Source organism: Buttiauxella sp. AC142, from assembly GCF_979253435.1.
Genome location: NZ_CEEDCH010000001.1, coordinates 3,216,411 through 3,231,346, shown reverse-complemented (window position 1 = coordinate 3,231,346; position 14,936 = coordinate 3,216,411). Strand labels below are relative to the sequence as shown.

The following is a 14,936-nucleotide window of genomic DNA, read 5'->3' as shown; positions in this document are numbered from 1 at the left end:
TTCAGGCTATTTTCTAAGCAGGCCACATCATGTGGCAGCGTCGCTCGGACGGTCCGGGCGCTAACGTAATCAGAGGAATTTATGGCTGACTCCAGTCCAAAACGTCGTTTTTCGCGTATCGATCGTCTCCCTCCGTATGTGTTCAACATCACCGCTGAACTGAAAATGGCCGCTCGCCGCCGTGGCGAAGACATTATCGATTTCAGTATGGGTAATCCGGATGGCCCAACACCGCCGCATATCGTGGAAAAACTCTGTACCGTAGCGCAGCGTGAAGATACGCACGGTTACTCCACATCGCGCGGCATTCCGCGTTTACGTCGGGCGATTTCTCGCTGGTACAAAGATCGCTACGACGTGGAAATCGACCCGGAAAGCGAAGCGATTGTCACGATTGGATCTAAAGAAGGACTGGCGCACTTGATGCTGGCAACGCTGGATCACGGCGACACGGTGCTGGTGCCAAACCCAAGTTATCCGATTCATATTTACGGGGCGGTTATCGCCGGGGCGCAGGTGCGCTCGGTGCCGCTGGTGGAAGGTGTGGACTTCTTCGCCGAATTAGAGCGTGCCATTCGCGAAAGTTACCCAAAACCGAAAATGATGATCCTCGGCTTCCCATCAAACCCTACCGCGCAATGCGTGGAGCTGGAGTTTTTTGAAAAAGTCGTCGCGCTGGCAAAACGCTACGATGTGCTAGTGGTACACGATTTGGCTTACGCCGATATCGTGTACGACGGCTGGAAAGCCCCATCCATTATGGAAGTCCCGGGCGCACGTGATGTAGCCGTTGAATTCTTTACGCTGTCGAAAAGTTACAACATGGCGGGCTGGCGTATTGGTTTCATGGTGGGTAACAAAGAGCTGGTGAACGCGCTGGCGCGTATCAAAAGTTACCACGACTACGGCACTTTTACGCCGCTGCAAGTCGCTGCTATTGCTGCCCTGGAAGGTGACCAGCAATGTGTGCGCGATATCGCCGAGCAGTATAAACGCCGACGTGATGTGTTGGTGAAAGGCTTGCACGAAGCGGGCTGGATGGTGGAATGCCCGAAAGCGTCGATGTATGTGTGGGCGAAAATTCCGGAACAATACGCGGCAATGGGTTCGCTGGAGTTTGCTAAAAAACTGCTTCAGGACGCGAAAGTCTGCGTTTCACCGGGTGTCGGTTTTGGCGATTACGGTGATACGCATGTGCGTTTTGCATTAATTGAAAACCGCGATCGCATTCGCCAGGCCGTGCGGGGGATTAAAGCGATGTTCCGCGCTGACGGTTTATTGCCCATCACGCAGAAATCGCCGTCAAATATTGCTGAATAAAAACGAAAACAGGAGCCAATTGGCTCCTGTTTCTTATTCATTCAACCATCATTACAAATGTACCGACCCAAACCAACAAAATGAACGACAACCCCATCATGAAATATTTCACGTTACATTGCTCCGCGCGTGTTGCCGCGCAATTTTGCTAAAAAATTCAGTATAGAAACAGTAAACCGCCATCTGGAGTTTTTGGGATTTATTCCATAACCGCTGGCCGCTTTGCATTGATTCGTCGGGCGCTAATGTACTCCCCCTTTCAGGCGTAATACAAGAGCCTGGAAACAGTAATGGCAATCCTTTTTTTAACTTTACATTTCTCGGGGCTGAGAAATAATAAACCATTTGAATTAAAAGGGATTTTGTCTGTGTGGCAAGGCTGTGGCTGAGATGAAAAGACGGTGTTAAGGTGGGATGATTTTTCGAAATAACAGGCTCATCTGAGCCTGTTAAACGGGGACTATTTTACTGCGTCATGGGCGTTTTCCATCGCCTGCTTCATTGCCGCGTTATTGATGGAGTTCTGACGATTTTGCTCGGCAAGATAACAGGTATCTTTACTGATTCCCTGAGCCTGGCAATCCGCCATACGCTGCGCCGGAGTACTACAGCCAGCCAATGTTCCAACCATACCTACCATCACCACCATCAACATTATTTTTTTCATTGCTGTTTAACCCAAAATGTAAAAGAAACCGCCGAAGCGAAACGCCAAAATATGGCGCGAGCATAATCCATCATTTTTAGTATGGGTTACCTAAGAAAAAGCCTAATCCTTGATGTATACCCGTCATTCTTCAAGTTGCAGGGGTGTTGGCTGCACTCACAAACCCCAGTCACTTACCTAAGTAAGCTCCCGGGGATTTGCTCCTTTGCCGCCTACCTGCAACTCGAATTATTTGGGTATAAGATTATGATTCGCGATTGCCCACACCCGATTTCAGTAGGGCTGCGATATGACGCGAAAGCCTCTCGCTGGTCAGCGACGTGCTGCCGCTGCTAAGATCATTTTGTAAACGCGCCACGGGTAAAAGCGTTAAGCCAAACAGTGAGATAAATAAAAATTCGGGTTCAATGTCTGGGTTCAGGCGGCCTTCATCCTGCCATTTGCGGATCCACACCTGCGCCGCTTCTCTCTCTTTTGTACCAAAACGTGCATCGATTATCTGCTTTAACAAGCCGGTTTCGCTTAACACTTCGCGGATCCACAACGGTGCAAACCAGGGATGCTCAAGCGAAGCATCAATAAACTTCTGCGTCAGTGCCGTCAGGGCGCTGACCGGATCGTTGGGGTGCATTTCAAACGCGCCACCCATGGATGCCCGCACCGGCATATAACGCTCATCAATCAATACGTCTAAAAGTTGTTCGCGAGTTTTGAAATAGTAATGCAGCATGGCGGGAGTCACGCCTGCTTCGGTTGCAATGGCACTCAAAGGGGTCTGGGCTATTCCCTGATTCGAGAATAATTTCAATGCGGTATCGAGCAGTAAATCGCGCTTATCGACACTTTTACTCGCCCCTGCCGGGCGGCCAGGACGGCGGCGTTTTTGGTCGCCTGACGCGATTTTTTCGGAATTTTTACTGCCGTTTTGAGGTGACATTTTGTGCGCTTTCCATTGACCACGTGAAACTATTCCCTCTATATTAATTATCCAGTTAATTAATTACAAGCCGACAGATAAGATGACAGTCACAGAAACTCCCCGGACAGAAACGCAACAGCACGCAACGTCAATTCGTTTGCTGTTTTCCGCGTTGATGTTGGTCATGCTGCTTGCTGCACTTGATCAGACCATCGTTTCAACCGCCTTGCCGACGATTGTCAGCGAGTTGGGCGGGCTGGAAAAACTCTCGTGGGTGGTCACGGCTTATCTGCTGTCTTCCACTATTGTGGTGCCGCTGTACGGTAAATTTGGCGACTTATTAGGGCGCAAGATTGTACTGCAAACGGCGATAGTGCTGTTCCTGGTTGGCTCGGCGTTATGTGGCCTGGCGCAGAATATGACGCAGCTGATTTTGATGCGTGCTCTGCAAGGTTTGGGCGGTGGCGGCCTGATGGTCGTAACAATGGCGGCGGTAGGGGATGTTATCCCGCCTGCGGATCGCGGCAAATATCAGGGTTTATTCGGCGGGGTGTTTGGACTGGCAACGGTCATTGGCCCGCTGATTGGCGGTTTCCTGGTTGAGCACTTTTCATGGCGCTGGATTTTTTACATCAACCTGCCATTGGGTGTTTTCGCGCTGCTGGTGATTGGTGCGGTACTCAAACCGCAAACCGCGCGTATTCGCCACCAGATTGATTTCCTTGGTGCGGGTTATCTCGCCGCTTCATTAACTTGTTTGATTCTGTTTACCAGCCAGGGCGGCACCGTAATGGCGTGGTCCGATCCGCAATTGTGGTGCATTTTCGCTTTCTTCGTCGTCACCCTTGGCGGGTTTATCTATGAAGAACGCCTGGCTATCGAGCCGATTATCCCGCTCGGGTTGTTCCGTGACCGCACTTTCTTATTGAGCTGTCTGATAGGTTTTATCATCGGGATGTCGCTGTTTGGCTCCATGACTTTCCTGCCTTTGTATTTGCAGGTGGTAAAATCGTCTACGCCAACGGAAGCGGGGATCCAGTTGCTTCCGTTGATGGGGGGGCTGATGCTGACCTCTATTGTCAGCGGGCGAATCATCAGCAAAATTGGGCGTTACCGCATCTTCCCGATTCTCGGCACGCTGGTGACTTTTATCGCGATGGCGCTGCTCGGCACGCTTAAAATTGAAACGCCAATCCACGTTCTTTATATGTACATCGCGCTGCTGGGCTTTGGCCTGGGGATGGTGATGCAGGTGCTGGTGCTGGCGGTGCAAAACAGCGTTGAGCAAAATATGATTGGTGTGGCGACGTCCAGCACCACGCTGTTCCGCCAGATTGGCGGTTCCATTGGCGTGGCCGGTTTTGGGGCGATTTTCACCAACGTGCTGCAAAACAAACTGATTGCGCTGATCCCGCCGGGTGTTGAACTTCCCCATCAACTGGGGGCGAAAGCGGTACATGAACTCCCGGCTGCTTTACAAAATGATTATCTGCAAGCCTTTGGCGCGGCGCTGCATTCGGTATATCTGATTTCTGCGTGTGTGGTGATATTGGCGTTTGTGTTGTCTTTACTGATGAAGGATGTGCCGCTGCGTAAATAGGTTTTATATGCTAAAACACCTATTCACAGTGAGCGGCAAAAGAGGGCAACGATGGTCACGGCAATTGATTTAAATAGCGATTTGGGTGAGAGCTTCGGGGCGTGGACGATGGGCGATGATGCCGCCATTCTGAAGCTTGTCAGCAGCGCCAACGTGGCCTGCGGCTTTCACGCAGGTTCCCCGGCCTCGTTATTATCCACGTTGCATGCCGCAAAACAGCAGGGCGTGACTATTGGCGCGCACGTTTCGTATCCTGATTTAGTTGGTTTTGGCCGCCGGAATATGGACGTAGCGAGTGATGAATTACGCGCCGATGTGATTTATCAGATTGGCGCTCTACAAGGCCTGGCGCGAGCGGCTGGCACCGAAGTGCGCTATGTAAAACCACACGGCGCGTTGTACAACACCATCGCCCATGATGAACGCCAGGCGCTGGCAGTTATCGAGGCCATTCTGGCCGTCGACGCTAATTTACCGTTGGTGGGTCTGGCGGGTTCTCGCGTGCTGACACTGGCGCAGGAAAAGGGGCTGAAAACCATTTCCGAAGCCTTTGCCGACCGCGCCTATCACGCTGATGGTTCGCTGGTTTCGCGCCGTGAAGCCGGTTCCGTTTTGCATGATGCTAATGTTGTTGCACAACGGATGCTGCAACTGGTTGTCGAAGGCGGCATCACGTCCATTGAAGGCCAATTTACCCCTGTTCAGGCGGATTCTATTTGCGTGCATGGCGACACGCCAGGCGCTATCGAAATGGCCCGTCAGGTTCGCCAATTGCTTGAAGCGCAGGGCATTATGATTCGGGGATTTGTGGCGTAGCCCGTCCCGCTTGACTAGACTTCATCCAGCAACCACTGGCTGGATGAAGAATAATGAAAACCACCCCCGCCGATAAATCATCATTACCGATTGTTGAAAAACCGTTCTGGCTGAGTTTTGAATTCCAGTTGCGAAGGATGGGTTTTGCCCTGTTGCTAGCCATTGTGATTGCAGCGATGGTCGGGCTTTTTTCTCGTGGCTATATTAGCGACGCCCGAATCGCAAACGACAGTGGAACACTTCGCATTGATTATGAGAAATACAGTCGTCTGATGAGCGATGTGGATATGAAAATCACTTCGTCCCAGATTCGCGAAAACCGCAACCGTATTATTCTTGGCGGGGATTTCATGGACAGCTTTCGCATCGATACCCTGCAACCTCAGCCCGATAAAATGTACAGCCTCAATGGAAAGATGGTGCTTGAATATTCCGTATCGGCACCAGGCTCTGAGCAAACGCTGTGGTTGAGTCTGACGCCAATGAAATTTGGCGCGACTCACAGCACCGTTGCCATTGATAACGGCCCGGAAATCACACTCCACCAATTTATTTATCCTTAAGGTAGCCAGACAATGGATATGGTTTTAAGGGCAGTAGCCATTTACCTGATTCTCATGGTGGTGTTTAAAATTGCGGGTCGTCGGGCGCTGCTGCAAATGACGTCATTCGATTTGATTTTACTGCTGATAATTAGTGAGGCGACTCAACAGGCATTATTGGGGGATGATTTTTCAGTTACCGGCGCGATGCTGACCATCGTCACCCTGATTGTGGTGGATATGTTGTTTGGATTAATCAAAAAATATCTGCCGGGTGCGGATGACTTTCTTGATAACACGCCGGTAATTCTGGTGGAAAATGGCTATTTGTTTCAGGACAAAATGAAGAAAGCCGATATTTCCTGCGATGATATTTTGTTAACCGCCCGCGTGGATCACGGTATTACCAGGCTTGCAGAGATCAAATTCGCCATTCTGGAGCGTAACGGGCATATCTCGATCATTCCTGACTCCAGATAGATATTGATGAATACCATCAGCCCGTATTTGATTACCAGATATAGCCGACCGCAACGGTCGCGTACAACTCCCCGTTGTGCTGAACGATAGGGCTGTCGGCAATATCTTTATCATAAAACTCGTAATTGGCCGCAAACATTCCCACCCATTTCGAACTAAAGCGATAGCTGGTAATCAACGCCGTCATTGGCGAGAAGGTCGTTCCTGTATCCCATGCCGGGCGACTGGCAGTGGCTTCGTTTTTCGAAATGCCTCCGAAGTAATAATTGGCCATATTCGAGCTGCGGATCATCATCCCCATGCCGGGCATGATGAGCAATTTACCTTTAACTATCGGGAAATCAGCCCACAATAGTAATTCCTGGCCGTTACTGCGCCCTGTGACATCGGAGCTGACCCTTGCGCTGAGTAATGCGTAAGGCGTGATAAGAGTGCCGCCGACACCCGCTTCAAACTCCGATTTTCGTTTGTCCATGCCATCAAATTCGTGTTCATCATCGGGATCAAGATTGCCAAAACGAAATCTGCCGTAAGCATAGGCCGCTGTTGTATCGTCCAGATGAAAGTAGTAGCGGGCGCGGTCGCCAAGATACATCAGGTTATTGCCAAAATAGAATGCGCCGGGAATCACGTAGGTTTCGTTCTTTTGCGCTTCGTAGCGTGCCGTACCGTTAATGACCGCGCCGCCCAGCACCAGACCTTTTGGAATAGGGCTGGTGGTGTTGTCTTTGGCGAATAGTTCTAAAGAACCGAGATCAACCTCGGCGTGTGCCAGTGAACTGAGCAATAGCAGGGGGCAAAAGGCGGTCGCAAAGCGCGCAGGAGTAAAATGTGGCTGTCGTCTCATCGGGTATCCCAAAAGTGTTTATTGTATCCAGTGTTCTAAAACCTGCTTGTTTCTTTGGTATTTTAAAAACTCATCGCCAAACCCAGACCATAACCCGTGGTGTTATCGCCAAACATATAACGTGCAACGAGGCGTGTACGGGTAACAAAAATGCGATACTCGCTGCTATCAAGCTCCAGGCCAACCCCCACTGAGGATAAGCTGTTAAAGCCGAGTTGCCCCCGTTGTTCACCAAGATATTCGGTATGTGCGCCCTCAAGAACATAGCGAAGCGGCTTTTGCAGTAACGTCCAGTCAGAAATCGGCGCACGCCGACGCAGATAAATACCGAGGTTTTCGGCACTCGCCTGACCCTGAACGGTTTTTGTGGTACTGCCAAATGATTGCAGGCTCATTGCGGAGTAGCGTAACTCAATATCAATATCCTGAGGTTTGGAAAATAACTCGTAATCGAGCATTAACGCACCGCCGAGGCCATAGGCATTGAGTCGGCCACCATCAAGAAATTTAAAATCATCGTCCAGACGCTGTTCCACCAGGTAGGTGCCAATGCGTAAATCACTCGCCATGGTGCCCAGCATCACATTACCAATTGGGCGCAACACCAGATTTCCGCCCCATTTATCTTTGTACAAGTGAAAATCCCAGCCAATGCCTCCGGTAGCGGTCAGGCTGTTCCAGCGGGTCGGAATTTTGCGGCTTTCTTCACCGTTGGTCAGAACAAATTGAGGGTCATAGCGGCTGTAGCTCATTGCTCCTTCAAGATAAATGGGAAAACTTTGGCTCATGGTAGCGCCGCCGCCAAATTGGGTAATGGTCAGCTCATTACTTTCGCTGGTTCCGCTGTCGACATTCAGGTCGCTGGCGGTAATGTCGGGCACCACCGTGTAACTCATCAGGGTGAGCACGGCATCAGCCCGATGCTTCAGACGGCTGCCGTCTAAAGCAAAGCACAGCGGGCTGGAGAGCAACGCTCCCAGCAGAATGAAGGCGCCGGGTAACGGAAATGTCATAGTTGCTCGTCGCCTCCTGATTGCTGACAAAGTTACGCCGGTTGTGTCGGATGACGCTGCGCTTATCCGACCTACGAAAGGGTGCTGTAGGGTGGATAAGCACAGCGTCATCCACCGTTTACACCGGTAAGTCAAGTTTAGAACTGATAGCTGTAGTTCACACTCGCAAACCAAAGATATGGGTGGTCGTAGCTGCCCTGAAGTATCTCTGGCGTCTGGGTTTTAGAGGATTGCATGTGCAGATATTCCACCGCAAAACCCACGTTGCTGGCCGTGGTTAACTGGTATTGCGCCCCCGTGGCAAAGCGCCACTCATCGCCGGTTGGAATGGTCATCGCCACGTTGCTCTGGCTATCGTACGGTGTGCTATCAAATGCGACACCCGCATTCAGACGCCACTGATCCGTCGGGCGATATTGCACACCGAGCGCAGTATGCCAGGTATCTTTCATCCGGTTGGTTTTATCGAGCGGCTGGCCGACAACGCTAACCTGCGGTGCGCCAAAGCGACTCCAGTCCTGCCAGCCCAAATCTCCCATCACCGACCACTGTTTGTTGATGTCATGCACCAGACTCACCATGATTTGCTGCGGCGCATTCACTTGCGCAGTAATTGGCAAGTCGTACTGCACGTTGGGCAGGTTAGGCAAACGGGCCTTACCGTCGATGCTGAAATCGTATTTAGTTTCGCTGTTCCAGGTCACGCCCGCGCGAGTCTGGTCAGTTAACTCCATCAACAAACCCAGGCGATAACTCATCGCCCAGTCATGATCTTTTTGTTTATCGTCCCCGCCATCAACGTTGCGGGTTAAAGACAGGAAGCCGTAATTGATGTTGGCAGAAGCGCCCACCGAAACGCGATCGCTTAATTTGTAGGCGAGGGAAGGACTCAGCGTCATCGCCATCAACGTGCTTTTTTTGATTAAGCGATCGCCAGCCCAATTACCGAAATCGATCCCTAAACCGTAATTGCCGTATAACCCAATACCGGCGTACAAATCGTCATTAATTTTCTGGCTGTAGAATCCACTCGCGTTGGGCATGACATTCATGACGTTGCCTGGACTTTGCTGTGATGAATTATCCAGTTGGTAATCAATATTCCCGCCTAACGCCTGCACGCCGCCGGTAAATATATGGTCGGGTAGACGCGTCATGCCCGCCGGATTAGTCACAATTGTTGAGGCATCGCCAGCACGAGCGGCTTGCCCGGCACCTGCAAGAGCCGTGTCTTCAGTACCGATTTCGTAAAAATAGAGCGCACTGGCGTGACTGAGCGAAGAGAACAGCAGCCCTGAGCATAAAACGGTGATTTTCTTCATTGGCCTGCTACCGTACTTTTTTTAAAACCAGGTATTTGCTGTTTCATGGTTATCTCCATCTAAAATAGGTCGCATAAAAAATATAGATGCAGTTGCTTCAAAGCGTTGGGATTATTCAATCCAGAATGAGGAGGGCGCGAGGGTACGGGATAGAAATGTTGTAATAAGTGCAGTTTGTGCTTTGGGCGCAAGAGATACGTTTAATAATAAATTTGGGGTTGGGAGTAGGGCTGAGGTCATTCAGACTGAGGTATTTTCAACAGTCTGTGACCAGGGATAATGTTCAGGAAGTGAAAAAAGAAGAAAACGGGTAGAGCTGATAAATTGCCACCAGTACTGAGATATTCAAAATCACACTGACGATAAAATAGGCTTTAAAAGGCTGCTTTTGTGTTTTATGGCGGAAGAGTTGTTGACCCGCAATCGCGCCAGGCCATCCTCCCACCAACCCAAACATCAGCAAGGTAATTTCAGGAACTCTGCGCCAGGCCTTGCGGGCCGCCATTTTATCCCCGCCGTAAACGACCACCGTCAGTATGTTGACGAGCAGGAGCCACATGACCCAGGGATGCGGCGTAAATAGGCTTCCAGCAGCCGCTAAAGCCAGCAGAAAATAACAGAAGCGATTGAGATTCATACCAGTAGCCACAGAAGTTATCAGGAATATTGGGGCTGAATGATACCCGATACAGTCGGGTGGAAGCACTAACTGACACATTGTGATGTATCGCTGTGCCAGGCTGACAATGTTTATCGGATACTGGAGCAGCAATGATCACTTTATGCAAAGCCTGCGGCACATCCTATGAGATAGCCGATTCCCATCCAGAACACTGTAAAATTTGCGAAGACGAGCGGCAGTATATTCCTGTCTCAGGGCAGAAATGGGTCGATTTTGACGCCGTCAGAGCTGCGCATACGAACAAATGGAAGCAGTTCGAGAGCAACCTCTTTAGCATCGAGAGTATTCCAGATTTTGCGATTGGTCAGCGCGCTTTTATTCTGAGAACGCCGGAAGGCAATATTCTGTGGGACTGTATTGCTAATCTCGACGACGCGACGAAAACGCTGATTTCCGCCATCGGTGGCTTAAAGGCCATCGCCATTTCACACCCTCATTACTACACCACGATGCAGGATTGGGCCGCTGAATTTGACGCGCCGATTTACCTGCACGCCAGTGATAGCAAGTGGATCATGCGCGACAGTCCTTCCATTACTCTCTGGGAAGGTGACACCCTTAAGCTGACTGCTGATGTCAGTTTAATTCGTCTTGGCGGGCACTTCGCCGGTGGCAGCGTTCTTCACTGGACGCGAGGCGAAGGGGTACTGCTTTCCGGAGATATTATCCAGGTCACGCCGGGCGCGAATGCCGTATCGTTCATGTGGAGCTACCCGAATATGCTGCCGCTATCGGCTGCGACCGTCAGCGATATTACGCACCGCCTGAGTGATGTGAAATTTGCGCAACTCTACGGGGCGTTTGAAGGAAAAGACATTACCAAAAACGCAGATGAGATCGTGCGACGTTCAGGTGAAAAATATATTGCCTGTCTTGAGTAACTTATTTTTTAGTCTGGTTTGCAATGAAGGCAATGGGTCACCCCGTTGCCTTCTAATTTTATGCCTGCCACGCCATGTGACTGGCAATTACCTTTACCACATCAAATCGTCAGGTACGACGAAATCAGCATACGGATCTTCTTCATCCTGAGCTTCTTTGCTAAGTGCGCTATTTAATACAATGCTGCTGGCATCACGTTGCGCGATTTTATCGGCGACGCTTGCGGGGATAATAGCGTATTCGCCATCAGGGTTATTATCAGTAACCAGACGTGCAATAGCGAGGCGGCCATTAATTAATTGAGCCTGAGTCACTTTATCGACATACACTTTTTTAATCAGATTATTATCGGTGAAGTTATATCCAATATCACCCTTTGATATAACAATTCGGTTCATCTCAATGAGCTGTTTAATCTGAGCTTTTAATTCTTTAGATAACGTTGCCTGCTTTTGTTGTTCACTCAGCAGTTTATCGCGCTCAATTTGCGCTTTTTTATTGGCTTCCACGGCCTCTCTTGCCTCGCGAGCCTGAAGTCGCGATTTTTTGGCCGTTCTCTGCACTTTATCCATTTTTTTGCTGCTGACTAATCCAGCTTTGAGCATCTGCTCTTGTAACGTGAGTTTTGTCATGATCGTTTCTAAATCCAATAAAGTAATACCGCAGATTATACCTTTTATTTTCGAGGCTGTGTCAGACAACCCTACTTAATCGCGCAGAAAGCGCGGTGCCTGCAGGTCTTCAACCAGGTCATTAATCAAATCAAACAGCATGCCGGTTAAGGCGCGGTTAACTTCAGGCGTATGGGCACGACTTAATAATGTCTGGGTCAATGCATGGCAATACTGGCGCTGTATTTCTGAGTCGTTATTCACCTGTATTTTGGCTTCTTTTCCAACGGTGAGGCATTCGACCAGGTAGCCGGGCAGTGGCTGGACAAAAGTCGTTTTCAGCACCTCCAGACAATGTGCGATTCGCCCGCAAAGCGCCTGTTGTTCAGTTTCTGAATGGCATTCGATCAGTTCGTCGGCAAGGGATTCGCACGTGTCGAGAAGCTGGAATAGATCCATGCTGGCAGAAATTTGGGAATACAGGGCGCCGCCGCATTGCGCCTCAGAAAATGTTTGAGCTGACATCATGTTGGTGATCTCCGTAGCGAGTTATTTAAATCGTCACCACAAGAGTTCCTACGCTCAAGTTGGTGGTGCTAATGGGGGTAGGAATACCAGACTCTCTACGATAGCTGGCCAACCCGAAGGTTGCCCCATCAGCACCACCGTTGATAAGGATAAAGGTGTGCGAGTGCTGCGACAATCAAAAAGACGCTAAATCCTTGATATCGCCGTAGAGAGTATTCGGGTTCCTACGCCCGACACCAGATTTTGCTGGTGCACAGAGAGAATACGCCCGGAGGTTTTCAGGTGACAAGTGGAATTATAGGGCTTTCAGCGTTGCATTTATGTGGTGCGACGTGACTCGCAAAAGAAGAATTTGCTGCGAAAATTACCGGTTTTGACGGCATCAGGATTTTATCGGAAGAAACCAAAGACGCAGAACGCCTCACAGTCGGAAATCATGTTGCAGGTGGCTGGCAGGGCGCTCCCGCCTAATGTATGTGATGGTACGCAATCGGCTTTGCCTATTTGGCTTGCATGACCAAAAGTTTACGCAATCCGGTACCGCATTACAAAAATGGTTCCCGCAGGCGGGTTTCCGAAGCGGCTGATAGCGCCTGCTGTTGATAAAAATCAGCGGGAATGCATAACGATCAAACTGGCTGCTACTAGTAGTGAAGTTTTATTACCATTAAAAAATGGTCTTTTTTTGGAGCGAATATATAAAGAGATCATGTCATACAAGTGTTAGCTTACTATTGTTAGATAAATTAGATAGTTAGCGAAAATAAATGCTTTGAAGTTGGGAAATAATAAACACAAGGAAAATTAGTATGAATAAAAATAAAACTAGAAAGGCATTAGCGTTAAGCCTTTTATTAGTCTCAGCTGGATTATCCTCCATTGCTTTTGGTGCTGATGGTCTGACGGAAACCATAAATATTGAAGGAGAAGTCACCGGGGGCGGCTGCACAGTAAGCTTCCCGACTTCGATCTCCTTTGCTGATACTGATATTTCAAAACTGGAAATCAGCACCGCGGCAAATTCAACAAATATGATTACTCCCTCCGGTCAGATGCCCACGCTGGATTTGTCTGACTGCGCGGCAGAACAGCAATTTACCGTGACATTGCTAGGTACCGCAGATGCTGATGATGCCAATGCACTTGCCAATGGTTCCACAAACTCACCTGCAACACATGTCGGTTTGCTGATGTTTTTAGGGAATGGTGCCAGTGCAGTCAAGCTTACCCCAGGCACACCAAGTTCAGCATATACCGCCAAAACAGATGGTACATTCAACGTTCAGGCATGGCCTGGACTGGTAAAAACCACCGACGCGCCGGGTGCGGGTGATGTTCGTATTAATGGACAAATTCAAATCGTTTACCTCTGAATTAATTAAGGATAATTATAAAATGAAAAAAATATCACTGTTAACTCTGCTGGTATTATTATCACCAATTACTCACGCGGCAGACCCGAGTAACCTTCCATTTGAAGCAACTGGTAAAATTACGCAAAACTCCTGTCAGATGGCACTGTCTCAAGAAGTTGTTATCAATGCAGTTTCATTCGATAAAATGCATGACGCTGCTTACGTTAAAAGCAAAGGTGCAGATTCGAATGCGACACTGTTGGTAATCAATGCCACCGAGTGTTCGCCAGGCACAGTTAGCGCTTCAATAGTCGGTACGGCTGATGCCAACGATCCCGAACTGCTGGGTATTACCCAGGGTGACGGCTACGCAAAACATGTTGGCATTGCATTCATCAGCGCGCAAAACAACGCAATAGTTGCGCCTAATACCGGCACAGCGACGCAAACAGGTGGAACAGAAAGTCAACACAACTTCGAATTCCAGATAAATCCTGTTAAAGAAACCAACAGTACTGCCGAGCCAGGCAAAATCAAAGCGACTGCACAGATCCACATTAATTACCTTTAATTTAATATTAATAACACAGTTCTGATCGGGGCTGTGTTTTTTGCTGAGCCCCTCATGAATAAAATAATCACTACACTATTAATTCTTTTTTCACTCTGTTCATTATCAGTGAACGCTAGTTTAAAACTCGGCTCTAATCGTCTGGTCTATGAAGGTGATAAATCAGATACCACATTATCTTTGAAAAATGATGATACGCGGGCATTTTTAGTTCAGACGTGGCTGGATACTAAAGGTAATCCCTTACTTAGCGGTATAAAAATTCCATTTATGATTGCACCCGCTTTATTCCAGATGGAGCCAGATTCCGAAAACCTCATCCAGCTGGTTTATTTTGGTGCAGGTCTGCCGAAAGACAGAGAAAGTCTTTTATGGTTAAACATCAAAACCGTGCCAGCCGTTTCAGAAAATGAAAAGGAATTGAATAACAAAATGCTGTTAGCCGTCAGTAACAGAATTAAAGTCTTCTACCGCCCTGCGGGGTTGCAGGGAACTTCTGTCGCGGCAATTAAAAGTCTGATATGGAAAAGAGATGGTAAACAATCAGTGGCAGCAGTTAACAACACACCGTTTTATGTAGTTATGAACAGGCTCATATTAAATAATAAAGAAACAGTGGTCTCTATTGAAACAAATAACACAGTAGTGCCCCCTTTTGGACAAAAAGTATTTAGCCTTGCTGCACAAAATACGGATACCATTGCAGTAACATGGAGTGGTATCAATGATTACAGTATTCCGTCGCAGTCTTACTCAACAGTAATACACTAGGTGGCTTAAC

General features: G+C 48.9%; 18 protein-coding genes. 9 read left to right on the top strand and 9 right to left on the bottom strand.

The window, feature by feature from the left end; all coding sequences use genetic code 11:
- The first annotated feature begins 81 nt into the window (after window positions 1-81).
- Window positions 82-1,320, top strand: a complete 1,239-nt coding sequence (gene alaC / locus AC0IWZ_RS15080) for an alanine transaminase (protein WP_034497414.1) — start codon at window positions 82-84, stop codon at window positions 1,318-1,320.
- 37 nt (window positions 1,321-1,357) lie between these two features.
- On the opposite strand, the gene ypdK is transcribed toward alaC, so the two are convergent.
- From ypdK to AC0IWZ_RS15065, 3 genes are all read right to left on the bottom strand, one after another.
- Window positions 1,358-1,432 (bottom strand): membrane protein YpdK, encoded by a 75-nt coding sequence (gene ypdK, locus AC0IWZ_RS15075; RefSeq protein ID WP_115631778.1) that lies wholly within the window; start codon window positions 1,430-1,432, stop codon window positions 1,358-1,360.
- A gap of 348 nt (window positions 1,433-1,780) precedes the next feature.
- A complete protein-coding gene (locus AC0IWZ_RS15070) occupies window positions 1,781-1,987 on the bottom strand; it encodes a hypothetical protein (RefSeq protein WP_034497411.1) in 207 nt (68 codons plus the stop codon).
- A gap of 244 nt (window positions 1,988-2,231) precedes the next feature.
- Window positions 2,232-2,924, bottom strand: coding sequence for a TetR/AcrR family transcriptional regulator (locus AC0IWZ_RS15065; protein WP_471678994.1), 693 nt, complete (start codon window positions 2,922-2,924; stop codon window positions 2,232-2,234).
- 82 nt (window positions 2,925-3,006) lie between these two features.
- On the opposite strand from AC0IWZ_RS15065, the gene AC0IWZ_RS15060 reads away from it, so the two are divergent.
- Genes AC0IWZ_RS15060 through AC0IWZ_RS15045 form a run of 4 tightly spaced genes read left to right on the top strand, consistent with a single transcriptional unit; the run spans window position 3,007 to window position 6,344 of the window.
- Window positions 3,007-4,506 carry an MDR family MFS transporter gene (locus tag AC0IWZ_RS15060; protein WP_410373438.1) on the top strand — a complete coding sequence of 500 codons (1,500 nt, stop codon included), beginning with the start codon at window positions 3,007-3,009 and terminating at the stop codon, window positions 4,504-4,506.
- Between the two features lie 51 nt (window positions 4,507-4,557).
- Window positions 4,558-5,322, top strand: coding sequence for a LamB/YcsF family protein (locus tag AC0IWZ_RS15055; protein WP_471678995.1), 765 nt, complete (start codon window positions 4,558-4,560; stop codon window positions 5,320-5,322).
- A gap of 53 nt (window positions 5,323-5,375) precedes the next feature.
- The gene (locus AC0IWZ_RS15050) at window positions 5,376-5,885 is read left to right on the top strand and encodes a hypothetical protein (RefSeq protein ID WP_471678996.1); all 510 of its coding nucleotides are present in this window, start codon (window positions 5,376-5,378) and stop codon (window positions 5,883-5,885) included.
- Between the two features lie 12 nt (window positions 5,886-5,897).
- A complete protein-coding gene (locus AC0IWZ_RS15045; protein WP_410373435.1) occupies window positions 5,898-6,344 on the top strand; it encodes a DUF421 domain-containing protein in 447 nt (148 codons plus the stop codon).
- A 31-nt stretch (window positions 6,345-6,375) separates the two neighbouring features.
- On the opposite strand, the gene AC0IWZ_RS15040 is transcribed toward AC0IWZ_RS15045, so the two are convergent.
- The 4 genes from AC0IWZ_RS15040 to AC0IWZ_RS15025 form a co-directional block, all read right to left on the bottom strand.
- Window positions 6,376-7,191 (bottom strand): MipA/OmpV family protein, encoded by an 816-nt coding sequence (locus tag AC0IWZ_RS15040; RefSeq protein ID WP_471678997.1) that lies wholly within the window; start codon window positions 7,189-7,191, stop codon window positions 6,376-6,378.
- A 62-nt stretch (window positions 7,192-7,253) separates the two neighbouring features.
- Window positions 7,254-8,204: a hypothetical protein gene (locus AC0IWZ_RS15035; protein WP_471678998.1), complete on the bottom strand. Its 951-nt coding sequence runs from the start codon at window positions 8,202-8,204 to the stop codon at window positions 7,254-7,256.
- Window positions 8,205-8,341: 137 nt separating this feature from the next.
- Window positions 8,342-9,526, bottom strand: a complete 1,185-nt coding sequence (locus AC0IWZ_RS15030) for an OmpP1/FadL family transporter (RefSeq protein WP_471678999.1) — start codon at window positions 9,524-9,526, stop codon at window positions 8,342-8,344.
- 283 nt (window positions 9,527-9,809) lie between these two features.
- Window positions 9,810-10,163 carry a DUF1294 domain-containing protein gene (locus AC0IWZ_RS15025; RefSeq protein WP_471679000.1) on the bottom strand — a complete coding sequence of 118 codons (354 nt, stop codon included), beginning with the start codon at window positions 10,161-10,163 and terminating at the stop codon, window positions 9,810-9,812.
- Between the two features lie 134 nt (window positions 10,164-10,297).
- Here AC0IWZ_RS15025 and AC0IWZ_RS15020 point away from each other — a divergent pair, with 134 nt between their 5' ends.
- Window positions 10,298-11,089, top strand: a complete 792-nt coding sequence (locus AC0IWZ_RS15020; RefSeq protein WP_471679001.1) for an MBL fold metallo-hydrolase — start codon at window positions 10,298-10,300, stop codon at window positions 11,087-11,089.
- A 93-nt stretch (window positions 11,090-11,182) separates the two neighbouring features.
- Here the strand turns inward: AC0IWZ_RS15020 and AC0IWZ_RS15015 are convergent, their stop codons facing one another.
- Together AC0IWZ_RS15015 and AC0IWZ_RS15010 are read right to left on the bottom strand one after the other, a co-directional pair.
- A complete protein-coding gene (locus tag AC0IWZ_RS15015) occupies window positions 11,183-11,722 on the bottom strand; it encodes a DUF2058 domain-containing protein (RefSeq protein ID WP_034497387.1) in 540 nt (179 codons plus the stop codon).
- 75 nt (window positions 11,723-11,797) lie between these two features.
- The gene (locus AC0IWZ_RS15010; RefSeq protein ID WP_051873728.1) at window positions 11,798-12,229 is read right to left on the bottom strand and encodes a hypothetical protein; all 432 of its coding nucleotides are present in this window, start codon (window positions 12,227-12,229) and stop codon (window positions 11,798-11,800) included.
- An 809-nt stretch (window positions 12,230-13,038) separates the two neighbouring features.
- Between AC0IWZ_RS15010 and AC0IWZ_RS15005 the strand changes: the two genes are divergently transcribed.
- Genes AC0IWZ_RS15005 through AC0IWZ_RS14995 form a run of 3 tightly spaced genes read left to right on the top strand, consistent with a single transcriptional unit; the run spans window position 13,039 to window position 14,926 of the window.
- On the top strand, window positions 13,039-13,602 hold the full coding sequence (locus AC0IWZ_RS15005) for a fimbrial protein (protein ID WP_034497383.1): 564 nt from the start codon (window positions 13,039-13,041) through the stop codon (window positions 13,600-13,602).
- A gap of 22 nt (window positions 13,603-13,624) precedes the next feature.
- On the top strand, window positions 13,625-14,155 hold the full coding sequence (locus AC0IWZ_RS15000) for a fimbrial protein (RefSeq protein WP_471679002.1): 531 nt from the start codon (window positions 13,625-13,627) through the stop codon (window positions 14,153-14,155).
- A gap of 54 nt (window positions 14,156-14,209) precedes the next feature.
- Window positions 14,210-14,926, top strand: a complete 717-nt coding sequence (locus tag AC0IWZ_RS14995) for a fimbrial biogenesis chaperone (protein ID WP_471679003.1) — start codon at window positions 14,210-14,212, stop codon at window positions 14,924-14,926.
- The last annotated feature ends 10 nt before the right edge of the window (window positions 14,927-14,936 follow it).

Excerpts from the sequence above, each read along its gene's own strand:
- alaC (WP_034497414.1), top strand. The coding sequence starts at position 82 with ATGGCTGACTCCAGTCCAAAACGTCGTTTTTCGCGTATCGATCGTCTC.
- AC0IWZ_RS15070 (WP_034497411.1), bottom strand. The coding sequence starts at position 1,987 with ATGAAAAAAATAATGTTGATGGTGGTGATGGTAGGTATGGTTGGAACA.
- AC0IWZ_RS15065 (WP_471678994.1), bottom strand. The coding sequence starts at position 2,924 with ATGTCACCTCAAAACGGCAGTAAAAATTCCGAAAAAATCGCGTCAGGC.
- AC0IWZ_RS15060 (WP_410373438.1), top strand. The coding sequence starts at position 3,007 with ATGACAGTCACAGAAACTCCCCGGACAGAAACGCAACAGCACGCAACG.
- AC0IWZ_RS15055 (WP_471678995.1), top strand. The coding sequence starts at position 4,558 with ATGGTCACGGCAATTGATTTAAATAGCGATTTGGGTGAGAGCTTCGGG.
- AC0IWZ_RS15050 (WP_471678996.1), top strand. The coding sequence starts at position 5,376 with ATGAAAACCACCCCCGCCGATAAATCATCATTACCGATTGTTGAAAAA.
- AC0IWZ_RS15045 (WP_410373435.1), top strand. The coding sequence starts at position 5,898 with ATGGATATGGTTTTAAGGGCAGTAGCCATTTACCTGATTCTCATGGTG.
- AC0IWZ_RS15040 (WP_471678997.1), bottom strand. The coding sequence starts at position 7,191 with ATGAGACGACAGCCACATTTTACTCCTGCGCGCTTTGCGACCGCCTTT.
- AC0IWZ_RS15035 (WP_471678998.1), bottom strand. The coding sequence starts at position 8,204 with ATGACATTTCCGTTACCCGGCGCCTTCATTCTGCTGGGAGCGTTGCTC.
- AC0IWZ_RS15030 (WP_471678999.1), bottom strand. The coding sequence starts at position 9,526 with ATGAAGAAAATCACCGTTTTATGCTCAGGGCTGCTGTTCTCTTCGCTC.
- AC0IWZ_RS15025 (WP_471679000.1), bottom strand. The coding sequence starts at position 10,163 with ATGAATCTCAATCGCTTCTGTTATTTTCTGCTGGCTTTAGCGGCTGCT.
- AC0IWZ_RS15020 (WP_471679001.1), top strand. The coding sequence starts at position 10,298 with ATGATCACTTTATGCAAAGCCTGCGGCACATCCTATGAGATAGCCGAT.
- AC0IWZ_RS15015 (WP_034497387.1), bottom strand. The coding sequence starts at position 11,722 with ATGACAAAACTCACGTTACAAGAGCAGATGCTCAAAGCTGGATTAGTC.
- AC0IWZ_RS15010 (WP_051873728.1), bottom strand. The coding sequence starts at position 12,229 with ATGATGTCAGCTCAAACATTTTCTGAGGCGCAATGCGGCGGCGCCCTG.
- AC0IWZ_RS15005 (WP_034497383.1), top strand. The coding sequence starts at position 13,039 with ATGAATAAAAATAAAACTAGAAAGGCATTAGCGTTAAGCCTTTTATTA.
- AC0IWZ_RS15000 (WP_471679002.1), top strand. The coding sequence starts at position 13,625 with ATGAAAAAAATATCACTGTTAACTCTGCTGGTATTATTATCACCAATT.
- AC0IWZ_RS14995 (WP_471679003.1), top strand. The coding sequence starts at position 14,210 with ATGAATAAAATAATCACTACACTATTAATTCTTTTTTCACTCTGTTCA.